Origin of the sequence: Streptomyces mexicanus, from assembly GCF_902506575.1 — a bacterium.
GTDB classification, from domain to species: domain Bacteria; phylum Actinomycetota; class Actinomycetes; order Streptomycetales; family Streptomycetaceae; genus Streptomyces; species Streptomyces mexicanus.
Window position 1 is genome coordinate 6031290 of the sequence record NZ_LR732544.1, and the last position, 24485, is coordinate 6055774.

Annotated in this window: 25 protein-coding genes; 7 read left to right on the forward strand and 18 right to left on the reverse strand. The window is 73.0% G+C overall.

The annotated features are described in order from the left end of the window. Window positions 1-44: 44 nt before the first annotated feature. Both GV126_RS26970 and mshA read right to left on the reverse strand, forming a co-directional pair. Complete coding sequence (locus GV126_RS26970; RefSeq protein WP_159671663.1) at window positions 45-545, reverse strand: type III secretion system chaperone family protein; 501 nt, start codon at window positions 543-545, stop codon at window positions 45-47. Further along, window positions 538-1875 (reverse strand): D-inositol-3-phosphate glycosyltransferase, encoded by a 1338-nt coding sequence (gene mshA, locus GV126_RS26975; RefSeq protein WP_159671665.1) that lies wholly within the window; start codon window positions 1873-1875, stop codon window positions 538-540. Before mshA ends, GV126_RS26970 begins: the two co-directional genes overlap by 8 nt. 423 nt (window positions 1876-2298) lie before the next feature. On the opposite strand from mshA, the gene GV126_RS26980 reads away from it, so the two are divergent. From GV126_RS26980 to GV126_RS26990, 3 genes are all read left to right on the forward strand, one after another. Continuing rightward, complete coding sequence (locus GV126_RS26980) at window positions 2299-3090, forward strand: class I SAM-dependent methyltransferase (protein WP_159674136.1); 792 nt, start codon at window positions 2299-2301, stop codon at window positions 3088-3090. A gap of 220 nt (window positions 3091-3310) precedes the next feature. After that, window positions 3311-4438 carry a C40 family peptidase gene (locus GV126_RS26985; protein WP_185947297.1) on the forward strand — a complete coding sequence of 376 codons (1128 nt, stop codon included), beginning with the start codon at window positions 3311-3313 and terminating at the stop codon, window positions 4436-4438. A 321-nt stretch (window positions 4439-4759) separates the two neighbouring features. Next, window positions 4760-6172, forward strand: a complete 1413-nt coding sequence (locus tag GV126_RS26990; protein ID WP_159671667.1) for a PP2C family protein-serine/threonine phosphatase — start codon at window positions 4760-4762, stop codon at window positions 6170-6172. A gap of 100 nt (window positions 6173-6272) precedes the next feature. On the opposite strand, the gene GV126_RS26995 is transcribed toward GV126_RS26990, so the two are convergent. From GV126_RS26995 to GV126_RS27010, 4 genes are all read right to left on the reverse strand, one after another. Continuing rightward, window positions 6273-6617, reverse strand: a complete 345-nt coding sequence (locus GV126_RS26995; RefSeq protein ID WP_185947360.1) for a DUF2516 family protein — start codon at window positions 6615-6617, stop codon at window positions 6273-6275. Window positions 6618-6786: 169 nt separating this feature from the next. Further along, complete coding sequence (locus tag GV126_RS27000; protein WP_159671671.1) at window positions 6787-7509, reverse strand: hypothetical protein; 723 nt, start codon at window positions 7507-7509, stop codon at window positions 6787-6789. Between the two features lie 73 nt (window positions 7510-7582). After that, window positions 7583-8218, reverse strand: a complete 636-nt coding sequence (locus tag GV126_RS27005) for a helix-turn-helix domain-containing protein (RefSeq protein ID WP_159671673.1) — start codon at window positions 8216-8218, stop codon at window positions 7583-7585. Window positions 8219-8354: 136 nt separating this feature from the next. After that, on the reverse strand, window positions 8355-9302 hold the full coding sequence (locus tag GV126_RS27010; protein WP_159671675.1) for an SDR family oxidoreductase: 948 nt from the start codon (window positions 9300-9302) through the stop codon (window positions 8355-8357). Window positions 9303-9387: 85 nt separating this feature from the next. Between GV126_RS27010 and GV126_RS27015 the strand changes: the two genes are divergently transcribed. Then, a complete protein-coding gene (locus GV126_RS27015; RefSeq protein WP_159671677.1) occupies window positions 9388-9984 on the forward strand; it encodes a TetR/AcrR family transcriptional regulator in 597 nt (198 codons plus the stop codon). Window positions 9985-10162: 178 nt separating this feature from the next. On the opposite strand, the gene GV126_RS27020 is transcribed toward GV126_RS27015, so the two are convergent. The 3 genes from GV126_RS27020 to GV126_RS27030 form a co-directional block, all read right to left on the reverse strand. After that, window positions 10163-12343: a phosphotransferase family protein gene (locus GV126_RS27020; RefSeq protein WP_159671679.1), complete on the reverse strand. Its 2181-nt coding sequence runs from the start codon at window positions 12341-12343 to the stop codon at window positions 10163-10165. Between the two features lie 319 nt (window positions 12344-12662). Further along, complete coding sequence (locus tag GV126_RS27025) at window positions 12663-13463, reverse strand: HAD family hydrolase (protein ID WP_159671681.1); 801 nt, start codon at window positions 13461-13463, stop codon at window positions 12663-12665. Further along, window positions 13412-14287, reverse strand: coding sequence for a GntR family transcriptional regulator (locus GV126_RS27030; RefSeq protein WP_159671683.1), 876 nt, complete (start codon window positions 14285-14287; stop codon window positions 13412-13414). Before GV126_RS27030 ends, GV126_RS27025 begins: the two co-directional genes overlap by 52 nt. Window positions 14288-14458: 171 nt before the next feature. Between GV126_RS27030 and GV126_RS27035 the strand changes: the two genes are divergently transcribed. Then, window positions 14459-14647, forward strand: coding sequence for a hypothetical protein (locus GV126_RS27035; RefSeq protein WP_028421449.1), 189 nt, complete (start codon window positions 14459-14461; stop codon window positions 14645-14647). Window positions 14648-14719: 72 nt separating this feature from the next. Here the strand turns inward: GV126_RS27035 and GV126_RS27040 are convergent, their stop codons facing one another. From GV126_RS27040 to GV126_RS27050, 3 genes are all read right to left on the reverse strand, one after another. Beyond that, complete coding sequence (locus tag GV126_RS27040) at window positions 14720-15628, reverse strand: FadR/GntR family transcriptional regulator (protein ID WP_159671685.1); 909 nt, start codon at window positions 15626-15628, stop codon at window positions 14720-14722. A 553-nt stretch (window positions 15629-16181) separates the two neighbouring features. Beyond that, entirely contained in the window at window positions 16182-17447 is a 1266-nt protein-coding gene (locus tag GV126_RS27045; RefSeq protein ID WP_159671687.1) for a GNAT family N-acetyltransferase, read from the reverse strand. 81 nt (window positions 17448-17528) lie between these two features. After that, on the reverse strand, window positions 17529-18341 hold the full coding sequence (locus GV126_RS27050; RefSeq protein WP_438947866.1) for an RsiG family protein: 813 nt from the start codon (window positions 18339-18341) through the stop codon (window positions 17529-17531). Window positions 18342-18519: 178 nt separating this feature from the next. Between GV126_RS27050 and dtd the strand changes: the two genes are divergently transcribed. Next, a complete protein-coding gene (gene dtd, locus GV126_RS27055; RefSeq protein WP_159671689.1) occupies window positions 18520-18945 on the forward strand; it encodes a D-aminoacyl-tRNA deacylase in 426 nt (141 codons plus the stop codon). Window positions 18946-19047: 102 nt separating this feature from the next. Here the strand turns inward: dtd and ygfZ are convergent, their stop codons facing one another. From ygfZ to GV126_RS27090, 6 genes are all read right to left on the reverse strand, one after another. After that, window positions 19048-20013 (reverse strand): CAF17-like 4Fe-4S cluster assembly/insertion protein YgfZ, encoded by a 966-nt coding sequence (gene ygfZ / locus GV126_RS27060; protein WP_159671691.1) that lies wholly within the window; start codon window positions 20011-20013, stop codon window positions 19048-19050. Window positions 20014-20023: 10 nt separating this feature from the next. Continuing rightward, a complete protein-coding gene (locus tag GV126_RS27065; protein WP_159671693.1) occupies window positions 20024-20461 on the reverse strand; it encodes a Fur family transcriptional regulator in 438 nt (145 codons plus the stop codon). A 16-nt stretch (window positions 20462-20477) separates the two neighbouring features. Continuing rightward, a complete protein-coding gene (locus GV126_RS27070) occupies window positions 20478-21053 on the reverse strand; it encodes a heme-binding beta-barrel domain-containing protein (RefSeq protein ID WP_159671695.1) in 576 nt (191 codons plus the stop codon). A 225-nt stretch (window positions 21054-21278) separates the two neighbouring features. Continuing rightward, window positions 21279-22118: a hypothetical protein gene (locus GV126_RS27080; RefSeq protein WP_159671697.1), complete on the reverse strand. Its 840-nt coding sequence runs from the start codon at window positions 22116-22118 to the stop codon at window positions 21279-21281. Beyond that, on the reverse strand, window positions 22115-23062 hold the full coding sequence (locus GV126_RS27085; RefSeq protein WP_236570120.1) for a hypothetical protein: 948 nt from the start codon (window positions 23060-23062) through the stop codon (window positions 22115-22117). Before GV126_RS27085 ends, GV126_RS27080 begins: the two co-directional genes overlap by 4 nt. Continuing rightward, window positions 23059-23718: a hypothetical protein gene (locus GV126_RS27090; RefSeq protein ID WP_328707351.1), complete on the reverse strand. Its 660-nt coding sequence runs from the start codon at window positions 23716-23718 to the stop codon at window positions 23059-23061. The genes GV126_RS27085 and GV126_RS27090 overlap by 4 nt, the downstream gene beginning before the upstream one ends. Window positions 23719-23998: 280 nt before the next feature. Between GV126_RS27090 and GV126_RS27095 the strand changes: the two genes are divergently transcribed. Continuing rightward, window positions 23999-24361 (forward strand): DsrE family protein, encoded by a 363-nt coding sequence (locus GV126_RS27095; protein ID WP_028421438.1) that lies wholly within the window; start codon window positions 23999-24001, stop codon window positions 24359-24361. The last annotated feature ends 124 nt before the right edge of the window (window positions 24362-24485 follow it).

Below are 24485 nucleotides of genomic sequence, written 5' to 3' on the forward strand. Positions count from 1 at the left end.
AGGGCGCACGAGCGGAAACACTTCAGGAGGGAAGGAGGGAGCGGTCAGTCCGCCTGGCGCTCGATCAGATGCGTGAACGCGTCCAGGTTCCGCGTGGACTCCCCGCGGGAGACCCGCCAGGCGTACTCCTTGCGGATCGCGGAGGCGAAACCCAGCTCCAGCAGGGTGTTGAAGGCGCCGTCGGCCGCCTCCACGACCTGGCCGAGCAGCCGGTCGATCTCGTCGGCGGTGACGGCGGCGAGCGACAGCCGGGCGGTGACATAGATGTCGCCGAGCCGGTCGACGGCGTAACTCACCCCGTACATCCTGAGGTTGCGCTCCAGCAGCCAGCGGTGCACGCCCGCCTCGTTCTCGTCGGGGTGGCGGATCACGAAGGCGTTCAGCGACAGGGAGTGCCGGCCCACCAGGAACGAGACCGTCGTGGACAGCTTGCGGGTGCCGGGGAGCTTGACCACGTAGTTCCCCGGCTCGGGGGACTCCCACTCCAGCTCGGCGTCCTTGAAGACCGATTCGAGGACCTGCCCGGCCTGCTGCACATCACCCATGATGGGAGCGTACGCGACGGCGGTGCGACTGGGTCGCGGCCGTGTACACGTCGGCGGTCGCGGCCGCCGCGGTGTCCCAGCCGAAGGACTGCGCGTGCCGGGCGGCGGCCTCCCCCATGCGCGCCGCGAGGCCCGGCTCGTCCGCGAAACGGCGCAGCACACGCGCGTAGTCGGCCGGGTCGTGCCCCTGGACGAGGAATCCGGTCTCGCCGTCCCGCACGGCCACCGGCAGTCCGCCGACGGCGGCCGCGAGCACCGGCGTCCCGGTCGCCTGCGCCTCTATGGCGACCAGGCCGAAGGACTCGCTGTAGGACGGCATGACCAGCACGGACGCGGCCCGGAACCAGTCGGCGAGCTGCTCCTGCCCGACCGGCGGGCGGAACCGTACGACGTCGGCGATGCCGAGCCGCGCCGCCAGCTTCTGCAGCCCCTCCGGCTTGGCCAGCCCGCTGCCGCTGGGGCCGCCCACCACGGGCACGACGATGCGAGACCGCAGCTCGGGGCGCTCCTCCAGGAGGACGCCCACGGCCTTGAGCAGCACGTCGGGGGCCTTGAGCGGCTGGATGCGGCCCGCGAAGAGCGGGATCAGGGCGTCCTGGGGCAGGCCGAGGCGGGAGCGGGCGGCGGCGCGGCCGTCGGCGGGGCGGAAGCGGGCGAGGTTCACGCCGGGGTGCACCACGGCGACCTTGCCGGGGTCGGCGGCGTAGTACCGCACCAGCTCCTCGGCCTCCTCCTCCGTGTTGGCGATCAGCCGGTCGGCGGCGGCGACGATCTGGGTCTCGCCGATGACGCGGGCGGCCGGTTCGGGGGTGTCGCCCTCCGCCAGGTTGGCGTTCTTGACCTTGGCCATGGTGTGCATGGCGTGCACCAGGGGCACGCCCCAGCGCTGGGCGGCCAGCCAGCCGACGTGGCCGGAGAGCCAGTAGTGGGAGTGGACCAGGTCGTAGTAGCCGGGGCGGTGGCCGGCCCACGCCTGCATGACGCCGTGGGTGAAGGCGCACAGCTGGGCGGGCAGATCCTCCTTGGCCAGGCCCTCGTAGGGGCCGGCGTCGACGTGCCGGACCAGGACGCCGGGGGCCAGCTCCACGGTGGGCGGCAGACCGCCCGCGGTGGCCCGGGTGAAGACCTCCACCTCGATGCCGAGCGCGGCCAGCCGCTGGGCCAGCTCCACGATGTAGACGTTCATGCCGCCGGCGTCGCCCGTGCCGGGCTGGTGCAGCGGCGAGGTGTGCACGGAGAGCATGGCGACGCGCCGGGGTCGGCGGTGCAGCCGCAGCCGCGCGGGACCCGCCGCGGAGCGACGCCCGAGCCTGCTGACGTACTGGCTCACGTGGCGTTCCTCCTTGGTGCGGGCTCTTGGGCTCTGGGCTCTTGGTGCCGGTCGTGCTGCGGGCAGGCCGGACGGCGGCGTACGGCACCCTTCAAGCGGCAACACCGGAAGGAACGGCTCCATTTCCGTTCCCCGTCCACCGCGGGGTTCTTTGCCCGATCGTTACGGGAACTCGCTCAACCTTGCGGGGGCGGGCGGGGTGGCACGGTGCGGTAGGGCAGCCACCACGGGCCCCGGGGACGCGCGGGGCCCCCAGACACCGGACGCCGGTCCCGGACAACCGGTCACCACACGCCGGACCCCGGTCCCGGTCACCGGCCACCAGCCACGGGGCACCGGGTGCCCCCTACCCTCGTATCCATGACCTCCCGCGCCGCCTCCCTCCCCCGCTCGCAGCCTCGCTCGCGCGGGGAGGCCCCGGTCGTGGGAACGGTGACGCGCGGCACGACCAACCCCAACCGGCTGCGCCGCATGGACCGCTGGATCGCGGCCGTGCACGGCGCCGAGCTGCGCCGCGCGGCCGACCCGGTGGCCGTCGACCTCGGCTACGGCGCGGCCCCCTGGACGGCGGTCGAGCTGCTGGGCCGGCTGCGCACCGTGGCGCCTCGCGCGCGCGTGGTGGGCGTGGAGATCGAACCGGCCCGGGTCGCGGCCGCCCGGCCGTACGAGCGCGACGGGCTGCACTTCCGGCACGGCGGCTTCGAGGTGCCCGTCCCCGGCCGGCCCCTGCTCATCCGGGCCGCCAACGTGCTGCGCCAGTACGACGAGGCGCAGGTCGCCGCGGTCTGGGAGCGGCTGTGCGCGCGCCTGGCCCCGGCGGACGCCGACCGGCACGCGCGCGGGGGCCTGCTCGTGGAGGGCACCTGTGACGAGATCGGGCGGCGGCACGTGTGGGTGGCGCTCGGCCCGGAAGGGCCCCGCACGGTCACCTTCGCCACCCGGCTCGGCACCCTGCACCGCCCCTCCGACCTGGCCGAACGCCTCCCCAAGGCGCTCATCCACCGCAACGTCCCCGGCGAGCCGGTGCACGCCTTCCTGCGCGACTTCGACCGCGCCTGGGCGGCCGCCGCGCCCTACGCCTCCTACGGCGCCCGGCAGCGCTGGATCCGCGCGGTGCGCGACCTGCGCGCCGACTGGCCGGTGACGGACGGGCCGGTCCGGTGGCGGCAGGGCGAGGTGACGGTGGCGTGGGAGGCGTTGGCGCCGCGCACCTGACCGCGGCTGCCGTGTCGGTGCCGTTCCGCTGCTGATCCGGGTGCCGTTCCGGGGCCGGGAACGATCTCCGTGAGTCGTTCGTCACACAGGCGGGGGTGTCGTGCCGTGGGTCTCAGGAGGCGGCGGGGCTCTGTTGTTTTGGCCGTGGGCATGGCACGATCCCCCCGACGACCGCAACGTTACTGACGGTAAATCAGATACATCGGGTGGGGGCCGGGCCATGGAACGGGGACGGAGCAGGCGCAGTGTGCTCGCGGCGGCCGTGACCGCCGTCTGCGGGATCACCGTACTGGGCGCACCGGGCACGGCGTTCGCCACCGCGCGGCAGCCCTCCCCGGGACCGCGCGACGGCGGCGCGCCCTCCCCCTCCGGCTCACCGAGCGCCACGCCGACGCCGGACACCGCGGTGGACGACAAGCTGGAGGCCGTCCGCACCAAGCTGGACAAGCTCTACCACGAGGCCGCGGTCGCCACCGACGCCTACAACGCCGCCGAGGAGCAGGCGCAGCAGCAGTCCGCCGAGATCGCCGAGCTGACCCGGAAGATCGGCGAAGGGCAGAAGAAGCTCGACGAGCTGAAGGACCGCGCCGGTGCCGCGGCCCGCGCCCAGTACGCCACGGGCGGGCTGCCGCCCGAGGCGCGGCTGCTGCTCAGCGAGGACCCGCAGGCGTTCCTCGACGGGGCCGGCTGGGCCATGCAGGGCGAGCGCGCGACCCGCGACCTGATCCAGGACATGACCCGCACCCAGAAGGAGCTGCGGCAGTACGCCGACCGGGCCGCCGACCGGCTGGCGCAGCTGGAGGCCACCCGCAAGGCCAAGGACGCGGCACGCAAGCGGATCAAGGAGCGGATCGAGCAGGCCGAGAAGCTGCAGGCCACGCTGGAGAAGAAGCAGCGGGAGCGGCTGGCGGAGCTGGAGCGGCAGGCGGCCCGGCGGGCGCAGACGGCGTGGCTGGACACCGGGGTCCTCAAGGACGTCCGCGGCAAGGCGTCGGAGGCGGGGCAGCAGGCGGTGAAGTTCGCCACGGCCCAGATCGGCAAGCCGTACGAGTGGGGCGCGGAGGGCCCGAGGACGTACGACTGCTCCGGGCTGACCTCGCAGGCCTGGGCCGCGGCCGGCCGGCCCATCCCGCGCACCTCGCAGGAGCAGTGGAAGCGGCTGCCGCACGTGGCCGTGCAGGACATGCGCCCGGGCGACCTGATCATCTACTTCGACGACGCCAGCCATGTCGCGCTGTACGTCGGCGGCGGCACGATCGTCCACGCGCCCCGCCCGGGCCGTACGGTGACACTCGCGGGCGCGGGCGAGATGCCGATCCTGGGAGTCGTCCGCCCGGACGCGGCCTGAACCGCCCACCGCGGGCACCGCGCACCCGTGCCCCGCTCGCGCACCCGCACTCCCGCTCGCCCACCCGGTGACCTGGGCCATGTGACGCACCGCACCTCGCGCCGCGGTCAAACCCGGGACGGACGTGAGCTTCGTCATCCCCGGGGTCCGGCCGCGCTGTCCAACTCCGGTACGGATCGCGGCATATGACAGCAGCCCTGGCCGGAGCGACGCGCCTCACACCATTCCGCTGCGCCGCCGAGTACCGCTAAGGTCCCCGTCGGTGGGGCGGTACCCCGTACCCATCCACGCCCTCGGGGGGAGGGAAGGAAACCCAGGACGATGCCCGTGCCCATACCGCGGCAGCGAGTCATCCCGGCCGCGGAGAGCGGCCAGGCGCAGACCGTGTCCCACGGCGGCGGCCCCTCCGCGGCACCGGCCCCGCACGGGGAGACCACGAAGCCGAAGGAAACGACGGTCGAGAAGGACAACAACCGGACCACCGGCCACCAGAGTGCCCCCAGCGGCCCGCTCACGCTGCTGCTGATCGAGGACGATCCGGCGGGTTCGCCGATCGTGCCCCGGCTGCTCGACTCGGCCGGCAAGCCGATCCGCGTCCGCACGGCCCGCAACCTCACCGAGGCCGAGCGGCTGCTCACCGACGACGTCCACTGCATCCTGCTGGACCTGGCCCTGCCGGCCCCGGGCCGCTCGGGCGCGGGGTCTGCGGGCTCCGCGGGCTCTGCCGGCTCCGCGGGTTCCGGCTCCGGTGCCGGCGACCACGACGAGCTGGCCGTGCTCAAGCACGTGCTCCGGCTCGCGCCCCGGCACGCCGTCCTCGCCCTGACCGCGTCCGGCGACGCCGAGCGCGGCGCGGAGGCGGTGCGCGTGGGCGCCCAGGACTACCTGTTCCGCGACGAGCTGGACGGGCGCCTGCTGAGCCGGGCGATCCGGTACGCGGTGGAGCGCAAGCGCTCGGACACCGCCGAACGCCGGCTGGCCGAGGGCCGGCTGCGCGCGCAGGAGAACCGCCGCCTGGAGCGCGGCCTGCTGCCGACGCCCCTGCTGGACGGCTCCACGCTGAGCTTCGCCGCCCGTTACCGGCCCGGCCGCTCGCGCACGCTGCTCGGCGGCGACTTCTACGACGCCGTGCGCACCCCCGACGGCACCGTGCACGCCATGATCGGTGACGTGTGCGGGCACGGCCCCGACGAGGCGGCGCTCGGTGTGGAGCTGCGCATCGCCTGGCGGGCGCTGACGCTGGCCGGGCTGTGCGGGGACGATCTGCTGAACACGCTGCAGCAGGTGCTGGAGCACGAGCGCACCAACGACGAGATCTTCGCGACGCTGTGCACGGTGGACATCTCGCCCGACGGGCGCCGCGCCGGCCTGTGCCTGGCCGGCCATCCGTCGCCGCTGGTCATCACCCCGGGCCGGCCCGCCAGGCTGCTGCCGTACGACAACAACGGCCCCGCCCTCGGACTGCTGCCGGGCGCCCGCTGGCCCCGCACGCAGGTCGAGCTGGGGTCCCGGTGGAGCCTGATGCTGTACACCGACGGCCTGATCGAGGGCCGGATCGGCGCCGAGGGCGAGCGGCTGGGCCAGGACGGCATGGTGGACATGGTCCGCCGCCAGCTGGGCGAGGGCCTGCGCGGCGAGGAACTGCTGCGGGCGGCGGTGAACGAGGTCCGCGCCCTCAACGGCGGCGAACTCACCGACGACGTGGCGGTGGTCATGCTGGAGCGCGAGCCCTGACGGGCCGCCGCCCGGGAAACCCCGGCGGCCCGGCTCCGCCCTGCCGTACCGGCTCGTCCTGCTCCACCGGCCCTTCTGCGGGCCGCTCTGCCGGCCGGCTCTACCGGCCGCCGTTGTACGGGCCGTACGGGCCGTCGCTGCTGCTGCCGCGGCGGCGGCCCCAGCCGCTGCCGCCGGAAACCTGCTTGAGCGCCGGCCGGACATCCACGATGTAGACGATGCTCGCGATCGCGCCGATCACCGGCAGGAACATGAAGATCGAGAACAGGTAGCTCACGACGAGCGCCAGACCCAGGATGATCAGCCAGAACACCTTGTTCTGCTTGTCCGCCGCGCGGAAGGCGTCCTCACGCCGGAACGCGGCGTCCACCAGCCCGAACGCGGCCAGGGCCATGAGGAGGATCTTCAGGATCCCCAGGAACCCCGCGAAGCCCAACATCAGCATGTCGCCCACCGCCCGTTCTCTCCGACTCGGCTCTCGGCCACCGTACCCGTAGAACGGGCCGGGCACCTCCAGCGTGCCCGGCCCGTCCGTCCGTCGCCCGTCCGGGTGAACCCGGGGGTCGGCACCCGGTCACCCGGCTACCTATTACCCCCGGTTACCCGGCTGCCGCTCACTTGGTGGGCGGCGTGGTCTTCTTCGCGGCCGGGGTCGTGGTCGTGCCGGTCGTCGTGGTGGTGGTCCGGCGGGGAGCCGGAGCCTTCTTCGCCGGGGCCTTCTTCGCCGCAGACGCGGTCTGGGCCTGGGCCGGGGCGGGCTTCGCCCCGGCGGCCTGGGTGCCGTTCTTCGGCTCGGCCTTGGAGTCGGACTTCGGCTCGACGGCGACGGCCAGCTCCTCGACCTCTTCGGCGATGTCCTCGATGCCCTCGGCGGCCTGGCCGCGCCAGGTCTTCACGGCCTGCTCGCCGTGCTCGGCCACCTTCTCGTAGGTCTCGCGGGCCTTCACGGCGTACTCGGCGGCGACGCCCACGCCGCGCAGGGCGAGGTCCTGGGCGGTCTCGCCGAGCTTCTTCAGGTCGGCGTCGAGGCTGGTGCTCAGCTTCTTCAGGTCGGAGTCCAGCGAGGTGAGGAACCGGCTGACCCGCGTCTGCAGGGTCTCCTGGGTCTCCTTGACCCGGGCACCGGCCTCCTTGGCGCGGGCGGTGGCCCGCTCCTGGACGGCCTTGGGGTCGGTGTTGCGCACCGCGTCGATGCGCGCCGGGGCCTCGGTGCGCAGCTGCTCCACCAGGGCGGGCACCTTCTTGGCCTGCCGCAGGGCCAGGTCCGCGGTGCCCGCGGCGAAGTAGAGCGGCGTGGGGTCGCTGAGGGTCTTGCGCAGGTCGTCGGTGATGGCCATGGTGTTGATCCTCCCGGATCGCGTTCGGCTGAGGGTTGAGGTGCCGCGGTGGCCCGGCCGCCTGGGCCGTGGATCAGCCGGCTGCCTGCCGCGGATCGGCGTCACTGCCGCCGGACGTGCGGGTGCGGCGCTCGGCGGGGGCGGGGCGGCCGCCGTCCGGCTCGGGGACGGCGGCGGACGGTATGGCGCCGCCGTTCGCGTCGTCGGACGCGGTGCCGAGCCCGGGGTCGAGCGCGCTGTCGTGTGCGGTGGCGTCGCCGTCGGCGCCGTGACGCTCCGGGGAACCGTCGTGGCCCTCGTCCCCGGTGGTGTCCGGGGTGCTCTTCCCGGCCGCGTCCCCGTCGCCCGCCCTGCCGCTGCCGAATCCGTTCTCCTTGCGGAAGGACTCGTAGATCTGGAGCAGCACCTGCTTCTGGCGCTCGTTGAGCGTGGGGTCGGCGAGGATGACGGCACACGTCTCCACCTCGTCCCGGTCACGCTCGGCGTCGAGGATGCCGGCGCGGACGTACAGCGTCTCGGCGGAGATGCGCAGCGCCTTGGCGACCTGCTGCAGCACCTCCGCGCTCGGCTTGCGCAGCCCGCGCTCGATCTGGCTCAGGTACGGGTTGGACACCCCGGCGGCATCGGCGAGCTGCCGCAGCGACAGCTGCGCGTTGCGCCGCTGCTCGCGCAGGTACTCGCCGAGGTTGCCGACGTTGAGCGATGCCATGCGTCCACCTTGCACCCATCCCGCTAACAATTGCAAGCACACCGCTTGCAAGAGTGCACGACACCACCCGTACGCGCCGGAATACCCTCGGTGCGCGGCGGGGCCCGTCACGCACCGAGGGCTTCGGTGGCCGCGTTCAGGAGGCAGGGGTGGCAGAGGGGGCGGCAGAGGTGGAGGAGCCGCGGAAGTAGTGCCCCGCGTCGAGGTCCGCCAGGAGGCCCGGCTCGGTCGGGCGCCAGCCCAGCAGGTCGCGGGTGAGGGTGCTGGAGGCGGGGAAGTCCAGGCCGACCAAGCCGCCCAGCCAGCCGAAGTGCTCGGTCGCCGCCTCGGGAGCCACGGAGGTCACCGGCACGTCGAGCCGGCGGCCGATCACCTCGGCGACGTCGCGGATGGCGACGCCCTCCTCCGCGACGCCGTGCAGCACGCTGCCCGCGGGCGCCTTCTCCACCGCCAGGCGGAACAGCCGGGCGGCGTCGAGGCGGTGCACGGCCGGCCAGCGGTTGGCGCCGTCGCCGGGGTACCCGGAGACGCCCTTGGCCCGGGCGACGGACACCAGGGCGGCCATGAACCCCTGGTCGCCCTCGCCGTGGCAGGTCGGGGCCAGGCGCACCACGCAGGAGCGCACGCCCCGGGAGGCGAGGTCGAGCGCCGCCAGGGAGGTGGCCGCGCGGACGGAGTTCGGCGAGCCGTCGACCGTGGGCATGTCCCGCTCCTGCGCCACTCGCCCCGGCTGCAGGCCGGCCAGTCCGGAGGCGAGGACGAAGGGGCGGCCGGTGTCGGCGAGCGCGTCGCCGAAGGCGTCGACGGCCCGGCGGTCGGTCTCGGCGGCGGTGCGGAAGTCGCCGGTGAAGGCGATGTCGTGCCGGAAGGCGAGGTGGACGACGCCGTCCGACGCGGTGGCGGCGGCGCGCAGGACGTCGAGGTCGTCCAGGGTGCCGCGGACCACGTCGGCCCCGGCGGCGGTGAGGGCGGCGGCGGAGGCGTCGGAGCGGGCGAGCCCGACGACCTCGTGGCCCGCGTCGAGGAGTTCGGGGACGAGGGCCGAGCCGATCCAGCCGGAGGCGCCGGTCACGAAGATGCGCATGGGAGAGCCCCATCCTGTCGATGTCAGTGACTGACATCGACCGTAGCACTCGATGTCAGTCACTGTCATCGCGTACCATCCCGGCATGGGCAGATGGGAGCCGAACGCGCGCCTGCGCCTGGCGGAAGCGGCGTTGCAGCTTTTCGGCGAGCGCGGCTACGAGCAGACGACCGTGGCGGAGATCGCCAAGCGGGCCGGGCTGACCGAGCGCACCTTCTTCCGGCACTACACCGACAAGCGCGAGGTGCTGTTCGACGGCTCGGCCGTCATGGAGGCGCTGCTCGCCGAGGCGGTCGCCGGGGCGCCCGAGCCGGTGGAGCCCATCGACGCGGTGCGGGCGGGGCTGGACGCGCTGTCCACGGTGTTCGACGGCCGCCACGAGCAGTCCCGGCGCCGCCAGGCCGTCATCGTGGCGAACACGGAGCTGCGCGAGCGCGAGCTGATCAAGCTCGCCTCGCTGTCGGCCGCGCTCGCCGACGCCCTGCGCCACCGCGGCGTCCCCGCCTCGACCGCGGACCTGGCCGCCGAGGCGGGCATGGCCGTGCTGAAGATCGGCTACGAGCGCTGGGTCGCCGCGGACGAGGAACGCCCCCTGCGGCAGCTGCTGCGCGAGACCCTGGCGGAGCTGCGGACCGTCACCGCGGGCGCCGGCCCGGGGCCCGACGCGCTACAGGAGCGGTGAGCGGGAGCGCCCCGGAGCGGTGGGCGGCCGTCAGGCCCGCAGGCCCCCGACCGGTCACGCCGCGGGACCGGTCAGGCACAGTCCCTGCGGCCCTGCTCGCCCCCGTCCCGTCGAGACGCCCGATGCCACCTCAACTACCGGGCAGGCGGCGGCAGTTCCGGTGTCGGCCGTGGTCCCGCTAGGCCAGGACCCGGGCAAGGTCCGGGTTCGCCGTGGAGCGGGCCTTCAGGCCGAGGGAGCCGGTGGCCGCCGCGAGGGTCATCGCGTAGGAGTCGACGGCCCGGGAGACGTTGGGGGCGTCCAGGCCGGCTCCCGTCACCAGGCGGTCGAGGTCGACGTAGGCGGAACGGACGGTCTCGACCCACCGGTACACGCGCCAGTCCTGCTCCCAGCCGGCCGTGTACGCGGCGGGCAGGCCGCGCGCCCAGCGCCGGAACATCCGCTCGCGGATCTCCGGGCGGGTCGGGGTGAGGTGCATGTGGCGGACCAGGTCGTACAGCGGGTCGCCGACCAGGGCCATCTCCCAGTCGATGACGGTCAGCGCGAGGGCGTCGTCGCGGCGCACCAGGTTCCAGGGGTTCAGGTCGCCGTGGAGCAGGGCCGGCCGGCGCCGGCGCACCGTGTACCGGCGCAGGATCTGCCGCAGCCGCGGGGCGTCGGGCAGGCCGAGGTGGCGGGCCAGGTGCTGCGACTCCTTGGGCAGACCGCCCACCAGGAGCACCAGTTGGTCGCACAGCCAGTCGAAGAAGCTCTCCTCGCCCGCGACCGGGTCGAGGCCGGAGTAGTCCACCTCGGTCAGCGCGCACAGCTGGTCGACGAGCCCGTCCGCCTCGTGCGGCAGCAGGCCGTGCACCGGGTGGCCGGGCGGGTCGTCGGTGTTCTCGGGGCCGACGTAGGTGTGGATGGCGTACTGCTCCCCGCCGTGGCTGTGGCCCAGGGCGAGCACCCGGGGGGCCGCGACCCGGGCCCCCGACCGTTCGATGGCACACAGCACGGCGTGCTCACTGAGGAAACTCGGCTCGCGCCGGCAGAAACCCGCGATCTTGCGCCGCACCACGACCGGGTGGTCGACGCCGGGCACCCGGACCACCGAGTTCAGGTGCGCGGTGCCCTTGAACACCCGGCCGGCCGGGGCCAACCCCTCGGCGACGAGCGCCTGTTCGACGGCAGGGGCGGGGAAGTCGGGCCGCTCGGGAAGACGGCGGTCCCAGGTCCAGGCGATCGCCTCGGCGGCGCGGCCCGGGCCGCCGCGCAGCGCCGTCCGCGAGGCCCGCCAGCGGAACAGGACCCGTTCGACCTCGGCCGTGTCCGGCACGTTCCTCAGGCCGAGCGGTTCGGCGGCGGCCCGCAGGGCCCGGCGCACACGGGCGGTCGCCTCGTCCAGGCCCTCCTGGCCGGGCGCGTCCTCCAGGGCCCGGACCGCCCGCATCACGTCGGGGTAGACGGACTGCGCCCGCTCGAAGGCGACGTAGTGGCGCAGGTCCTTGGCCAGCCCGTGGACGGCGGCGGGGCGGACGCGCTCCATGGCCTCGGCCCAGGTGTCGATCACCTCGGCCCACTGGTGGCCGGGGTAGCGCATCCGGACCAGGTGGACGGCGAGGTCGTGCAGGGGGTCGCCGTAGGTGGCCAGTTCCCAGTCGACGCAGACGAGGGCCGGCTCTCCGCCCTCCGGCACGATCAGGTTGTCGCGGTGCAGGTCCGCGTGGAGCAGGCTGTACGGCCGCCGGGCCATCGCCGGCACCTGCTCGGCCAGCCGGACCAGGGCGTCCTCCGGTACGCCCAGCGCCGCGAACAGGCCGCCGAACGTGGGCCGGTTGGGCCGCCTGATCTGCAGGTCCGCCCGGCGGGCCAGGGTCTGCAGGAAGCCCTGGCTGTCCTTGTCGTTGCGCGGCCACTGCGGCGGCAGCGGGGGCAGCGCCTCGCGGCGGACCTGGGTCATCCGGGCGAGCAGGTCGGCCAGCGCCTTGACGAACAGGGTGTCGACCGGTTTGCCGTCGGCGCACACGCGCGAGAGCGGCACGCCCTCCACATGGCTGTGGACGGCGTGGCCGTCCAGTGCGACCAGGCACTGCGGGACGCCGGGCAGCACCCCTTGGACGCAGTCCAGGATCCGTGCCTCGTCCTGCCAGGTCCGGATCACCACGGGCAGCGCGTCCGCGCGGCGGCTCCGGACGGTCACCGGCGTGCCGGGCTCCCTGCGCAGCAGCCGGGCCAGGGGCTCGGTCAGGGGCAGGACACGGTTGTGGTGGTGGTGCCCGCCGCTCACCACGCCCTGCTCAGCCGCGAGGCGTACGAACTCCTGTACGTCGCGAGCGGCACGCTCCCCGAGGAAGGGTCGGGAAGGAGGTGGTGCGCCCACGGCCGCTCCAAGTGCTCACACGATGATCACAGTATGGCAAAAGGTACGCCTGCGGTCATTTCGGTCACGACGGGCCGACCCTTCGTCGCGGCACAACGGGTGGCGTGCCAGGTGTTGCTCGGGCGGTGCGGGCATGCTACAGCACGGCCCTGCACGGCCTGACGCGCTGTTCATGGAGCCGGCGGCTTCCTCACGGACTCGGACCAGGTCTGCCTGGATGTGGCGAAAACCGATCCCGATGCGTTCGGATGCGCGTCGCGTGGATGCGGTGTCGGGCGGGCGAGGGGCCGGGGAGCGTGCCGCGCCTGGCGCCCGTCGCTCAGGCCTGCCCCCGCACGATCCGCAGCACCGGCTCCAGTGAGTCCACGACCGTCGTGGCGCCGGATTCGCGCAGCAGCTTCTCCTTGCGGGCGTTGTGGGCGTAGCCGAGGAAGGGCACGCCCGCGCGCAGGGCGGCCTCGTGGTCGGCGGGGGTGTCGCCGATCATCAGGGCCTTCGCCGGGGCCACGCCCGTGGCGCGCAGGGCGCGGTTGAGGCAGTGCGGGTCCGGCTTGAGGCGGCGCAGTTCCCGGGTGCGGCCGTAGACATGGGGGGCGAAGCAGGCGGACAGGCCGCGGCTGTCGAGGTAGGCGCGCACCACGAGGGGCGAGTTGTTCGTCGCGACGGCCAGCCGGCGGCCCAGCGCCGACCAGGTGCGGATCAGCGGGTCGGCGTACGGCGTGGGCCAGGCGGAGGCCGTGGCGCGCAGCTCCTCCTCGGTCAGGCGCGCCTCCAGCTCCGTGACCAGGTCGCTGCCGGGGTGCCGGTGGTCCACGGCGCGCAGAACGGCGTGCGGGTCCAGCAGCTCCCGTTCGTCCTCCGACAGCAGACCGTGCAGGCCCCGGCCCTCCAGCCAGCCCACCAGCTCGGTCGCCACCCGCTCGGCGGAGTGCCCCGCGAACAGCCGGCAGATCGGTCCGTCGAAGTCCCAGAGCACCACATGGGCGCCTTTGATCAGATTCCGCAGTTTTCCGGTCTCTGTGGCAGTCTGCGCCGCCACCGCTTCGGTACGCGTCCGGTCAGAGGTCACTAGGAGAGTGTCATCTCCGTGGTGATCGTTTCCCAGAGGGCGTCGAACCACTTCTGCGATTCCGCGACGAACGCGGCGTCGCGCCGCCCGGCGTGCCGGGCGAAGGAGAACAGCAGGGACTGCGAGCCGAGCGCGTCGTACATGTCCAGCGTCTCGCCGCCCCACTCCTCCGCGCGCCGGGTGAGCGTGTAGTAGCCGAGCAGCGCCTCCTCGCCGTTGATGAGGTAGAGCTTGACCGGCGAGGTGAAGGGCAGCGCGCGGAAGGACACGTGCACGTCGATGCCGTGCGTGGCGCGCAGCGCCAGCAGGTTGTGCCGCAGCACGTTGCCCTGCGCGTTGCGCATGTCCAGCCAGCGCCGGTGCACCACCTCGTCCCCGCCCTCGCCCGCCGGCACGGGGAAGGCCAGGGAGATGTCGCGGGACGGCAGCAGGATGCGGGCGTCGATCGCCTCCGGGTGCAGGCGGCCCTCGTGGATCAGGCGCAGCGGCTCGCCGAGGGCCACCATCAGGGTCTCCGCTGTGTGGCACACCACGTCGATGCGCACGCGCGACGCCTGGAAGGCCTCCGTCAGCCGGGGGCCTAGGCCCACCATGGTCGGCTGCGGCTCCTCGCGGACCCGGGTGGCCTCCGCGATCCTCGGCGGGCTGCCCTTGCTCACGTTGGTCAGCAGGCCGTCCTCCTGCAGTGCCCGCAGGGCCTGGCGCACGGCGCCGCGCTCCACTCCGAACTCCTCGGCGAGTTCGGCCTGGGTGGGCAGGCGGTCACCGGGCTTCAGCTCGCCGGCGCGGATCCTCTCCCGGAGGGTGTCGGCGATCTCCTGGGCCGAGTTCTTGCGGCTGCCGTTCACGGCCACGTTCTCCTGGGTCACGGCCAAACGCTACAACTCTGATCCACTTGGCGGGAGTTGTTGGCAACTTGTTTATGAGTGACTGCCAAGTGGGCACAACTACAGCAGAGTTGGTTGCCAACTCCCCGGAGTTGGCGGAACTTTCAACTCCCCCCACCATCGACCCGCCCAGGAAAGCGCCCGAAGGGGGAACCGTCCATGCCCGCTCTCGCGATTCTGTCCGCGCTCTTCGTCGTCGGCTTCGAGCAGATCGTCCAGGTCAAGTACGGCGCGGTGGGCTTCATCGGCCTGCTGCTGTTCAGCATCGGCCTCAAGGCCAAGAGCCCCGCACTCAGCTCCGTCGGCGCCGTGGTGCTGGCGATGCTGGTCGCCGGCCCGGTGCTGTGACGGCCGGCCGGCGGGTCCGTCACACCCGCCGCGCCCCCCGGCGCTCGCCGGGCCGCTCCCCGTGGGAGACGGTCAGTTCGTGAGATCCAGCTCCGAACTGATCGTCTCCCACAGTGCGTCGAACCACAGGTGGGACTGCTCGACGAACTTCGTGTCGCGCAGCCCGGCGCCCTGCGCGAACGAGAACAGGATCGACTGGGTGCCCTGCGCGTCGTACAGCTGCAGCTGCCGCTGGTCGATCTCCTCCTCGCGCCGCCGCACGGTGTAGTAGGCGAACAGCGCCTCGCTGCCGTTGAGCAGGTACAGCTTGACCGGCGGGGTGAAGGGCAGCGCGCGGAAGGTCACGTGCACGTCGATGCCGTGCGTGGTGCGCAGGGACAGCAGATTGTGCTGAAGGACCTGCCCCTGGGCGTTGCGCTGGGCGAGCCACCGCCGGCGCAGGGGGCCCGACTCGGCGGCGTCCACCGGTGCGGGGAAGGCGAGGTCGATGTCCCGGCTGGGCAGCAGGACCCGCACGTCGATCTTGGCCGGTTTCAGTCGCCCGGCGTGGATCTGGCGCAGCGGCTCGCCGATGGCGAGGGTGAGCGAGACCGCCGTCAGGCACAGGGCGTCGACCTGCACCTGAGGCGACTCGAAGGCGGCGGCGATGCGGGGCGCGAGCGCGGCCGTGGTCGGCAGCGGCGGCGCGGTCGGTCCGCTCAGCGCCCGCTCCGGATCGGGCGCCACCGTCGCGGGGCTCCCTTTGGACACATTGGTCAGCAGCCGCTCGGACTGCAGGATGCGCAGGGCCTGGCGCACGGCTCCACGCTCGACGCCGAACTCCTCGGCCAGCATGGCCTGCGTGGGCATGCGCTGACCCGGCCGCAGCACGCCGGTCCTGATCCGGCGCCGCAGTTCGTCGGCCACCTCGCGGTGTGACGTCTGTGGCCGTTGCGGCCTCTTCGGCCCAGGGGCGGAGGCGGGTTCCGGGTCCACGCCCAAACAGTACAACTTCCCGCCATCTTTAGGCAGTTCCACGAAAGGTGGTTATGAGCCGCTTCCAAGCGGAGATAAGAAGAGAGGAGTTGGTAACCAACTTGAGCAACCTGGTCAGGTCATCCAGAGGTTGGCCACCAGGGTGACAGATGGGGAATGCCGCACGTGCTTCCTTCCGGAGGGGAGCCGGGAGCCGTACGGCACAGCCGCGAGCCGGCACCAGCGACGTACAGCCACAACCGAAGACGGCGCAGCCGCAGAGCTGACATCGAAAGACCCGAGCACCGCCACAAGCGAACACGGCCGCACAGCCACAACAGAACACGGGACAGCCACAACTGAAGACCGCGGCACAGCCACAACCGAACACCACAGCACAGTCACAACCGAACACCACAGCACAGTCACAACTGAAGACCGGTCACGACGGAAGCACCGGCACGGGAGCTTCCCGCACAGCCACAACCGAAGAGCGTCTCGTACAGCCACAACTGAACAGCCACGCTACGGATGCACCACTTCCCCATCGTCCCCGGCAGAAGGGAGCCCCGCGGACCACTCAGAACAGGTCCGGGCACCACGGTCGCCTGGACGTGCGCAGCAGGGCGTCGGCCACACGGGCGGCGCCCGCTCGCTCTTCCTGGACCCGGCCGAGCGCGGCGAGGCGCACCGCCGACTCGTCACCGAGCCACAGGGTCGCCAACTCCCCCACACCCAGGGTCAGATCGGCCCCCTCGGTGGTCGGCGTGCAGGACCCCCCGTCGGCCGACGCCTGAAGCCGGAACCGTCCGCCCGTCAGCCCGGCCGGATCGACGACCTCCAGCACCAGCGTGCCCGTCCCTTCGTACGTCCGCGCCTCCAGGGCCCGTCGGACGTCCAGGATGCGCACCCACAGCCCGTCCGCCTGCGCGGTGACGGCGGCCGCGCGCGGGTCGGGCAGGAGGAGCGGCAGCAGGTCGTCCGGGGCCCGCCGGCCGCTCTTGACCCGCACCACCCAGTCCACCGAGCAGACGTACAGCCACAGGGCGCGCTCGGCGGCCGGGGTCACCGCGATCAGGTCCTTCACGGTGGCCGTGATCCGCGGCTGCTTGGCCTCCGACCAGGTCTCGTCGCACACGTACGCCGCCAGTCCCTCCACCGTGCCGTCCGCCGCGCGGTACACGACGTAGAAGGGCTCGGTCCACGGCGTGCCGGGCAGCCGGACGACTCCGGTGTTGAGCTGCCACCAGTACTCGGAACGGTCGATCACGCCGTGCTGGATCCGGCGCAGCCGCTCGTGCAGCTCGGGACCGAGCTTGCGGACGTCGTCGCCGTCGACGAGATCGACGCGGCCGCCGTCCTCCGGGCCGGACCAGCGCGGGTCCAGTCCGGTCCGGGTGACGTCGACGGTCCACTCGGTGTTCCAGGTGGCGGGGCCGAAGCCGAAGCGGCCGTAGATCGGGTACTCGGCGGCGAGCAGGGTGGCGACGACGTCACCGCGTTCCTTGGCCGCCGCCAGGTCGTGCGCCATCATCCGGGTCAGCAGGCCCCGGCGGCGGTGGGTGGCGGTGACGGTGACGTTCGAGACGGCGTCGGCGGGCACGGCCGCCCCGCCGACGGCGGTCAGCTCCTGCGCGAAGGAGCGGAACGTGGCCACGCACCGTCCGGCGTCGAAGGCGCCCAGGGTGCGCGAGAGCACGATGTTCCGGCTGCGGTCGGCGATCTCGGCCTCGGAGACCTCCGGACTGCGCAGGAAACCGGTGTGCCGGGCGCGGATCCAGTCGGGGATCTCCGCCTCGGTGATCGGGCGTACGTCGATGCCGGTGCGGGCGGGTACGAAGGTCATGGACCGACCGTAGGACGGCCCGCGCGACGCTGTCTCGGCGTTTTCGCCCCCCGCCTCCCCGCCCGCGAGCGCGACCGCGGGTCAGACGAGCAGGTCGTCCACCTGGGCCTCGCCCTCGCGGTAGCGGCGGGCGATCTCCGCGCTGCAGTCGTCGGCGGCCCGCTGCACCCGCGGCCGGCGCCGGGAGCCCCCCCGTTCGTAGCCCACGAGCCGGGCCATGGCCACGCGCAGCTCCAGGGCGGTGCGGGCCTCGAGGTCCGACAGCTCGACCCCGCCCAGCATCTGTGCGGCCAGCTGCCGGTACTCCTCGCCCGGCGGGGTGCCGGGGGTGAGGTGGCGGGCCGAGGAACGCTGCCGGGCAGGTCCGTCCCGGAGGATCTCCGCGAGCCGCTCCACGACGGAGGCCCGCTCGGCGGAGGACTCCCGGCCGCTGTCCACGACGGCCCCGGGCACACGGCGGGCCTGCTCCGCGCGCAGGATGTCGATGCGCCCCTGCAGCAGCCGCCGCACGTAGCTCAGGTCGGCCTCGTCGCGCTGCGCCTGCCGGCGCAGGGTGCGCAGCTCGGCCAGGCTCAGCAGGGCCAGATCGGGCTCCTGCCGGTCGTCCCCGGGCAGCGCCGGGTCGTCGGCAGCCGCCGGACCGGCGGACGGCGCACCGGCGGACAGTGTTCCGGCGGACGGCGGCACGCTGTCGGGCGGCGGCACGGTCTCCGGCATCGGCGGGCTGTCGGTGCGCTGCACGGGCGGCCGGTGGCACTCCGTACCCCCGAGCGCACCGGTCACGCCGAGCGCGCCGGCCAGACCGGCCAGACCGGCGCTGTCAGCCCTGTCGGTCGCGGTGGTGACAGTGGGAACCCCGGGCGCTCCAGGCACTCCGGTGACTGATGTGTTCATGCGTCTCAACCGTCCCCTCGACCGGCGCGTACGACAGCATCGTGCCACCGGGAGCGGCGACTATGTGCCCGAGTGCCCCCGATAAGCCCCAGATGGGGGGTTACGAAGCAGAAAGAAGCACGATATGGTCGCCCGCCCCGCTGCGGGGCGTGTCGTGGCGCCCGGCATCATGGTCGGCATGCGTGCAGTGGTGCAGAGGGTGGACGGCGCGAGCGTCGTCGTGGACGGCGAGACGGTGGGGGCCATCGAGGGCGAGGGCCTGTGCGTCCTGGTCGGGGTCACCCACGACGACACCGAGGAGAAGGCGGCGCAGCTGGCGCGCAAGCTGTGGACGATCCGCATGCTGCACGACGAGAGGTCCTGCAGCGACACCGGCGCGCCGCTGCTGGTCGTCAGCCAGTTCACGCTCTACGGCGACGCCCGCAAGGGCCGCCGCCCCACCTGGAACGCGGCCGCCCCCGGCGACGTCGCCGAGTCGCTCGTGGACGAGGTGGTCGCCCAGCTGCGCGCGCTGGGCGCGACGGTGGCGACGGGCCGGTTCGGGGCGCGGATGCGGGTGTCGTTGACGAACGACGGCCCGTTCACGGTCCTGCTGGAGATCTGACCGCCCGGCCCCGCACGGCCAGGTGCGCCACCCGTCCCGGCCGGCCCGCCCCCCGAGGGGCAAGCGGCCCGGCCCCGTCGGGCGGGTGCGCCGCCGGGGCCGCTACGGCGCGACGACGACCTCCTGCGCCGCCGCGGTGTCGCCGGCCATCAGGCGGGCGTCCACCGGCACGTTGCGCTTGACCAGGGCGAGGGCGACGGGACCCAGCTCGTGGTGGCGTGCGGAGGTGGGGACGAAGCCGACCTTGCGGCCGTCCGGGCCCTCGTCGGCGAGGCGGATCTCGGTGCCGTGCACCGGCAGGTGGACCTCGCTGCCGTCCCGGTGCAGGAAGACCAGGCGGCGCGGCGGCTTGCCGAGGTTCTGCACCCGGGCCACGGTCTCCTGCCCCCGGTAGCAGCCCTTCTGCAGGTGCACGGCCGTGCCGATCCAGCCCAGCTCGTGCGGGATGGTGCGGTGGTCGGTCTCGAAGCCGAGCCGGGGCCGGTGCTGCTCGACGCGCAGCGCCTCGTGGGCGAGGATACCGGCAGGCGGACCGGCCTTCTCGGCGTACGACTCCAGGTCGGCGCGGGGCAGGAACAGGTCGCGGCCGTAGGGGGTCTCCCGGACGACGACGCCCTCGGGGACCTCGGCGATCGAGCCGGCCGGCAGGTGCACGACGGCGATGTCGGCAGTCCGGTCGGCGATCTCGACCCGGTAGAAGAACTTCATCGACTCCAGGTAGGCGACCAGTGCCTCCTGGGTGCCGGGCTCCACGTGGGCCCAGACCGTCTCGCCGTCGTCCACCAGGTACAGCGCGTGCTCGATGTGGCCGTGCGCGGACAGGATCAGCGCCTCGGTGGCCCGGCCGGCGGGCAGCTCGCTGACGTGCTGGGTGAGCAGCAGGTGCAGCCAGCTCAGCCGGTCCTCGCCGGAGACGGTGACGACACCGCGGTGCGAGAGGTCGACGAAGCCGGTGCCGTCGGCGAGGGCGCGCTGCTCGCGGAACAGGTCGCCGTAGTGCGCGGCGACGCCTTCGTCCGCGCCTTCGGCGGCGACGGCGCCGGGCAGGGACAGCAGGGGGCTCTTCATACGAGCAAGCCTACGACGCGCCGTCCGGCCGCTCGGATGAACAGTCCTTGCACCGGCCGAAGATGGCGAAGTGCTTCATGTCGGTGTCGAACCCGAACTGCCGCCGCAGCTTGGCCGTGAAGTCGGCGGCCACCTCGACGTCGGCCTCGATGACGTTCTCGCAGTCCCGGCAGACCAGGTGCAGGTGGTGGTGGCGGTCGGCGAGGTGGTAGGTGGGCGCCCCGTGGCCCAGGTGGGCGTGGCTGACCAGGCCCAGCTCCTCCAGCAGTTCCAGCGTCCGGTAGACGGTGGAAATGTTGACCCCCGACGCCGTCTTCCTCACCTCGCCGAGGATGTCGTCGGGGGTCGCGTGTTCCAGGGTGTCCACGGCTTCGAGCACGAGTTGCCGCTGCGGCGTCAGCCGGTAGCCGCGCTGCCTGAGGTCGCTCTTCCAGTCGGTGCTCACCACACCAGAGAGTCTAGGACTACTTGAAGAAGGCGATCCCGTCGTCCGGCAGGTCGTCCGGGAGGGCCTTGGCCCAGCGCTCGACGTCCTCGGGGGTGACGACCTTCTTAAGGTGGGCGGACATGTACGGCCGCAGTTCGACCTCGGGGGTCTGCTTCTCACCGACCCACATCAGGTCGCCCTTGACGTAGCCGTAGAGCCGCTTGCCGCCGGTGTAGGGGCGGGAGGCGGGGGTGCGCGCCACGGCATCGGTGACCAGGTCGATCTGCGGCTTCTTGTCGGCCAGCTCGCCGTACCAGATCTCGACGACGCCGTCGTCGCGGGTCATCGTGACCTCGACCTTGCGCTGGTCGTCGATCCGCCAGAAGCCGGACTCGGTCTCCAGCGGCTTGACCTTGTTGCCGTCGTTGTCCAGCACCCAGGTGCGGGAGTGGTACTCCAGGAAGTCCCGGCCGTCGTGGGTGAAGGTGACCTCCTGGCCGAAGTTGCACTTCTCGGCCCCGGGGAAGTCGTGCACACCGGCACCGGCCCAGTCGCCGAGCAGGAAGGCGAGCGGGACCAGGCTCTTGTGGAGGTCGGACGGAATCTCGATCATGAGCGGCGTTCCCTGGTGGTGGTCAGCGCTGGCCCTGGTACAGCTTCTTCACGGTCAGGTAGGCGAAGGCGAGGACGCCGACGCAGACCAGAACCAGCAGGGTTTCGAAGAAGATCTCCACGGGTGCTCCTTGTTGAGCGCGGTGCGGTACGGGGTACCAAAGGGCCGGCCCCCAGCTTAGTCGGGCCGGGGACGGCCCTCTTGTCGAGGTGCTCCCTCACCCGTTCAGCACAGCAGCTCGCTCTGCAACGTGACCGTCTGCCGGAACGGGACGGCCAGGGCGGTGCCCTTACGGGACTGGATGACGACGGCGAGGACGTCACCGGCGCGCACGTAGGCGTGCCGGACCTGTTCGGCACCGTAGGGCTTGGCCTCGGCGTACGCGTACCGCTCGACGCCGCGGACCACCGCCCCGGCCGGGAAGGCGTCGATGACGGCCTCCTCGGCACCGCGCACCGGGTACTTCGGCCCCGCGTAGGGGGCCAGGTCGGTGCGCAGTTCCTCGGTGACGGTCGCGGTGTCGAACTGGAGCAGGTAGATCCGCGTGTGCGTACCGTCGGGGGTCGTCCAGCCGCGGGCGGCGATGTGCCGGAGCCCCAGTTCCCGCAGCTGCCCCCCGACCTCCTCCCGGTCCTCCCGGTGGCCGTACTCCGCCACGAAGTCCTTCGTCGCCAGCCAGCCGTCCGTACCGCGCAGTGCCTTGTCCTCGGTCGCGCCCCTGGGCGCGGGCAGGACCAGGGAGCGCAGGTCGGCGTAGTGGGCACCGTCGGTGTTCTCCGAGGCGAGCGGACCGGGGCTGCCGGAGGGCAGGGGCGGCCGGGTGAGCGTCGGATAGTCCCAGCGTCCGTCGGAGGCGGTGGCCAGTCCGGGCACATCGGTGCGTTCCATGCGCGTGATGCCGTACGCCGTCGAGGCGCCGACCGCAGCGAAGACGGCCACCGCCGCCACCCAGCGCAGCGCGGCGGTCAGGGTGCGGCGCCCCTTCGGCGCCCCGGTCGGTGCGGCGGGCGGGCGAGGGACGTCCGGGCTCGGCGGCGGCACCGTCAGGGCCTGCTGCTCGGTCATACCGCCTCCCCGGGCTCGGCGATGCGGTCGAGCTGTTCCTTCAGCAGGGTCGCGGCCTGCCCGGTGTCGAACGAGGCCGGGCCGTCGGCGACGGCGGTGACCAGGATCTCGCCCACGTAGGCGGAACAGAACATCGACTTCAGATCCTCTTCGGCGTCCTTCGGCGGCAGGAAGCAGTGGGCGTCCTTGTGCCCCTTGATCGACGGGCCCTTCCGGAAGATCCCGAAGGCGTCCATGAAGGCACTCTGGAATCGGGCGTTGTCCTTGGCGGCTGCCCTGCTCATCCGGGTGAGGACGACACTCACGGTGAAGGCGTTCTTCGCATACGTGTAGGCGATGTCGTCCGTGCTGAGGTAGCTGCGCATCACCATGCCGGAGACGTGCTGCCGGTCGATCTCCCGCTCCATCTGCTCGCGGCGGCTGCGGGGCAGATCGCGCAGGGACTCCTTGCGCAGTTCCGCGACCTCGCGGCCCGTGAACACGGCGTCGGAGCCGTGTTCGGCGAGGTCCGGGCCGCGGCCCCAGCCGTCCCCGTACGGCAGGAGCATTCCGGCGAGTCCGGACGCGGCGGCTTTCCGGCCGTTGCCCCGGCTGTCGCCCCGGCCGCTGTCGTCGGTCTGCTTCGGCAGCGCCCAGACGGGCGCTCCGGGGTCCCGGTCCGCGCCGCTCACCGTCACGGCGGTGCAGGCGATCCCGGCGATCGTCGCGAGGGCGAGCAGGACGGACGCCGCCACGGTCGCGGTCGAGCGGCCCGTGCGCCGGCTCGGGCGCTTCGGCGCGGGCAGGGGGGTCGGAGACGTCGCGTCGGCATCGCCCGGCTCCGGGCGGACGGCAGACTCCGGCTCGGCGGGCACGGAGGTGGATACGGGCGCGGGCTGCACCTGGGTCGGCTCCGGGCCGGTGGGCGCGCTCGGTGATGCCTGTCCGCGGTCGTTGTCGCTCACAGGCGCTCCATCTGTCGCTCGGCCAGATCCACGACTTTCGCCCCGGAGACCGGTTTGCTGTCCCGCACGAAGATTTCCACGGCGATGTCCCCGCGCCATGCGTACGCCTCCGCGCCGTAGGCGCGGTCCACCCCGCTGTCGGGCCGGGAGCGCACGTACGCCTGGCCGTCGGTGGTGCCGGGCACCGGCAGGGTCCGCGTGCCGGGTTCCGCCTCCTTCCAGTACTGGTTGTTCTTCGTGGCCGCGCGGGCCCCGAGCGTCTCCTCCTGCCGGTACTGGATGAGACGGACCTCCACGGAAGTGCTGCCGGACGTCCAGCCGGTGACCGCGGCACGCCGGAATTCGGTCTCGATCAGGTGGCCGAACTCATCGTCCGGATGGTCATAGGCCTTCGCGTAGGCGGCCATGTCCAGCCAGCCGTCGTCGCCCTGCAAGTTCTCCGCGGCCCTCGCCCCGCTCGGCTTCCTCAGCAGCAGCTTGCGCAGGTCACCGTCTGTCTTCACCCGCCGGTCCGCCGCGGCCGACAGGGGCTCCGCCCCGGTCTTCGCCTGCCGGATCACGGGCTGGGACAGCGGCGGCAGCGGGGTCGGGTCCTGACCGGCCTGGACCACGTACCCCGTGCAGATCCCCGCGATCGCACCGAGCCCGGCGGCCACGGCGATGAGGAGCGCGGTACGCCGATGCCGACGCGGAGCCGTCGGCGGTTCCGCTGCCGGCTGCACTGCTTGCGGCTGTACCGCTTGCGATGGTGCTGCTTGCGGCTGTGCCGCTGTCGGGCCGTCCGGCGGCACCGCCGGTCTTTCCGATGGTTCTTCCGGTCTTTCCGGTATCTCCAAGACGTCCCCCCACGGAGCCTGAAGCCGATCTTCCTCTGGGATGCACAGGAGACCCATGGGTGACGTACGAAGTTGTAAGGATCACGATTACGATTTCGTCATGGCGAAGAAGCTCGTGATCAAGGTGACGGCGGGGGCGGACGCCCCTGAGCGTTGCTCGCAGGCGTTCACGGTCGCGGCCGTGGCCGTGGCCAGTGGCGTCGATGTCTCGCTGTGGCTGACCGGGGAGTCGTCCTGGTTCGCGCTGCCGGGGCGCGCCGCCGAGTTCGAGCTGCCGCACGCCGCGCCGCTGCCGGACCTGATCGACTCGATCCTCGCGGCCGGGCGGATCACCCTGTGCACGCAGTGCGCGGCACGGCGGGAGATCACGGAGAAGGACGTCATCGAGGGCGTGCGGATCGCCGGTGCGCAGGTCTTCGTGCAGGAGGCGCTGGGCGAGGACACGCAGGCGCTCGTCTACTGAGCCGGTCGCTCGTCCAGAGCCGGTACCGAGCCGGCCGCGGGAGCGTGCGCGGAGGGGCGCGCCGTACGCCGAGGGGTACGTGCCGGGGGCCGGGGGCGGCCCCGGCTCTTATACACATCCGACG

Bases quoted from the DNA above. Each gene is read 5' to 3' on its own strand.
- GV126_RS26970 (WP_159671663.1), bottom strand. From the start codon at position 545: ATGGGTGATGTGCAGCAGGCCGGGCAGGTCCTCGAATCGGTCTTCAAG.
- GV126_RS26985 (WP_185947297.1), top strand. From the start codon at position 3,311: ATGGAACGGGGACGGAGCAGGCGCAGTGTGCTCGCGGCGGCCGTGACC.
- GV126_RS26990 (WP_159671667.1), top strand. From the start codon at position 4,760: ATGCCCGTGCCCATACCGCGGCAGCGAGTCATCCCGGCCGCGGAGAGC.
- GV126_RS26995 (WP_185947360.1), bottom strand. From the start codon at position 6,617: ATGCTGATGTTGGGCTTCGCGGGGTTCCTGGGGATCCTGAAGATCCTC.
- GV126_RS27000 (WP_159671671.1), bottom strand. From the start codon at position 7,509: ATGGCCATCACCGACGACCTGCGCAAGACCCTCAGCGACCCCACGCCG.
- GV126_RS27005 (WP_159671673.1), bottom strand. From the start codon at position 8,218: ATGGCATCGCTCAACGTCGGCAACCTCGGCGAGTACCTGCGCGAGCAG.
- GV126_RS27010 (WP_159671675.1), bottom strand. From the start codon at position 9,302: ATGCGCATCTTCGTGACCGGCGCCTCCGGCTGGATCGGCTCGGCCCTC.
- GV126_RS27015 (WP_159671677.1), top strand. From the start codon at position 9,388: ATGGGCAGATGGGAGCCGAACGCGCGCCTGCGCCTGGCGGAAGCGGCG.
- GV126_RS27035 (WP_028421449.1), top strand. From the start codon at position 14,459: ATGCCCGCTCTCGCGATTCTGTCCGCGCTCTTCGTCGTCGGCTTCGAG.
- GV126_RS27045 (WP_159671687.1), bottom strand. From the start codon at position 17,447: ATGACCTTCGTACCCGCCCGCACCGGCATCGACGTACGCCCGATCACC.
- GV126_RS27050 (WP_438947866.1), bottom strand. From the start codon at position 18,341: ATGAACACATCAGTCACCGGAGTGCCTGGAGCGCCCGGGGTTCCCACT.
- dtd (WP_159671689.1), top strand. From the start codon at position 18,520: ATGCGTGCAGTGGTGCAGAGGGTGGACGGCGCGAGCGTCGTCGTGGAC.
- ygfZ (WP_159671691.1), bottom strand. From the start codon at position 20,013: ATGAAGAGCCCCCTGCTGTCCCTGCCCGGCGCCGTCGCCGCCGAAGGC.
- GV126_RS27070 (WP_159671695.1), bottom strand. From the start codon at position 21,053: ATGATCGAGATTCCGTCCGACCTCCACAAGAGCCTGGTCCCGCTCGCC.
- GV126_RS27080 (WP_159671697.1), bottom strand. From the start codon at position 22,118: ATGACCGAGCAGCAGGCCCTGACGGTGCCGCCGCCGAGCCCGGACGTC.
- GV126_RS27095 (WP_028421438.1), top strand. From the start codon at position 23,999: ATGGCGAAGAAGCTCGTGATCAAGGTGACGGCGGGGGCGGACGCCCCT.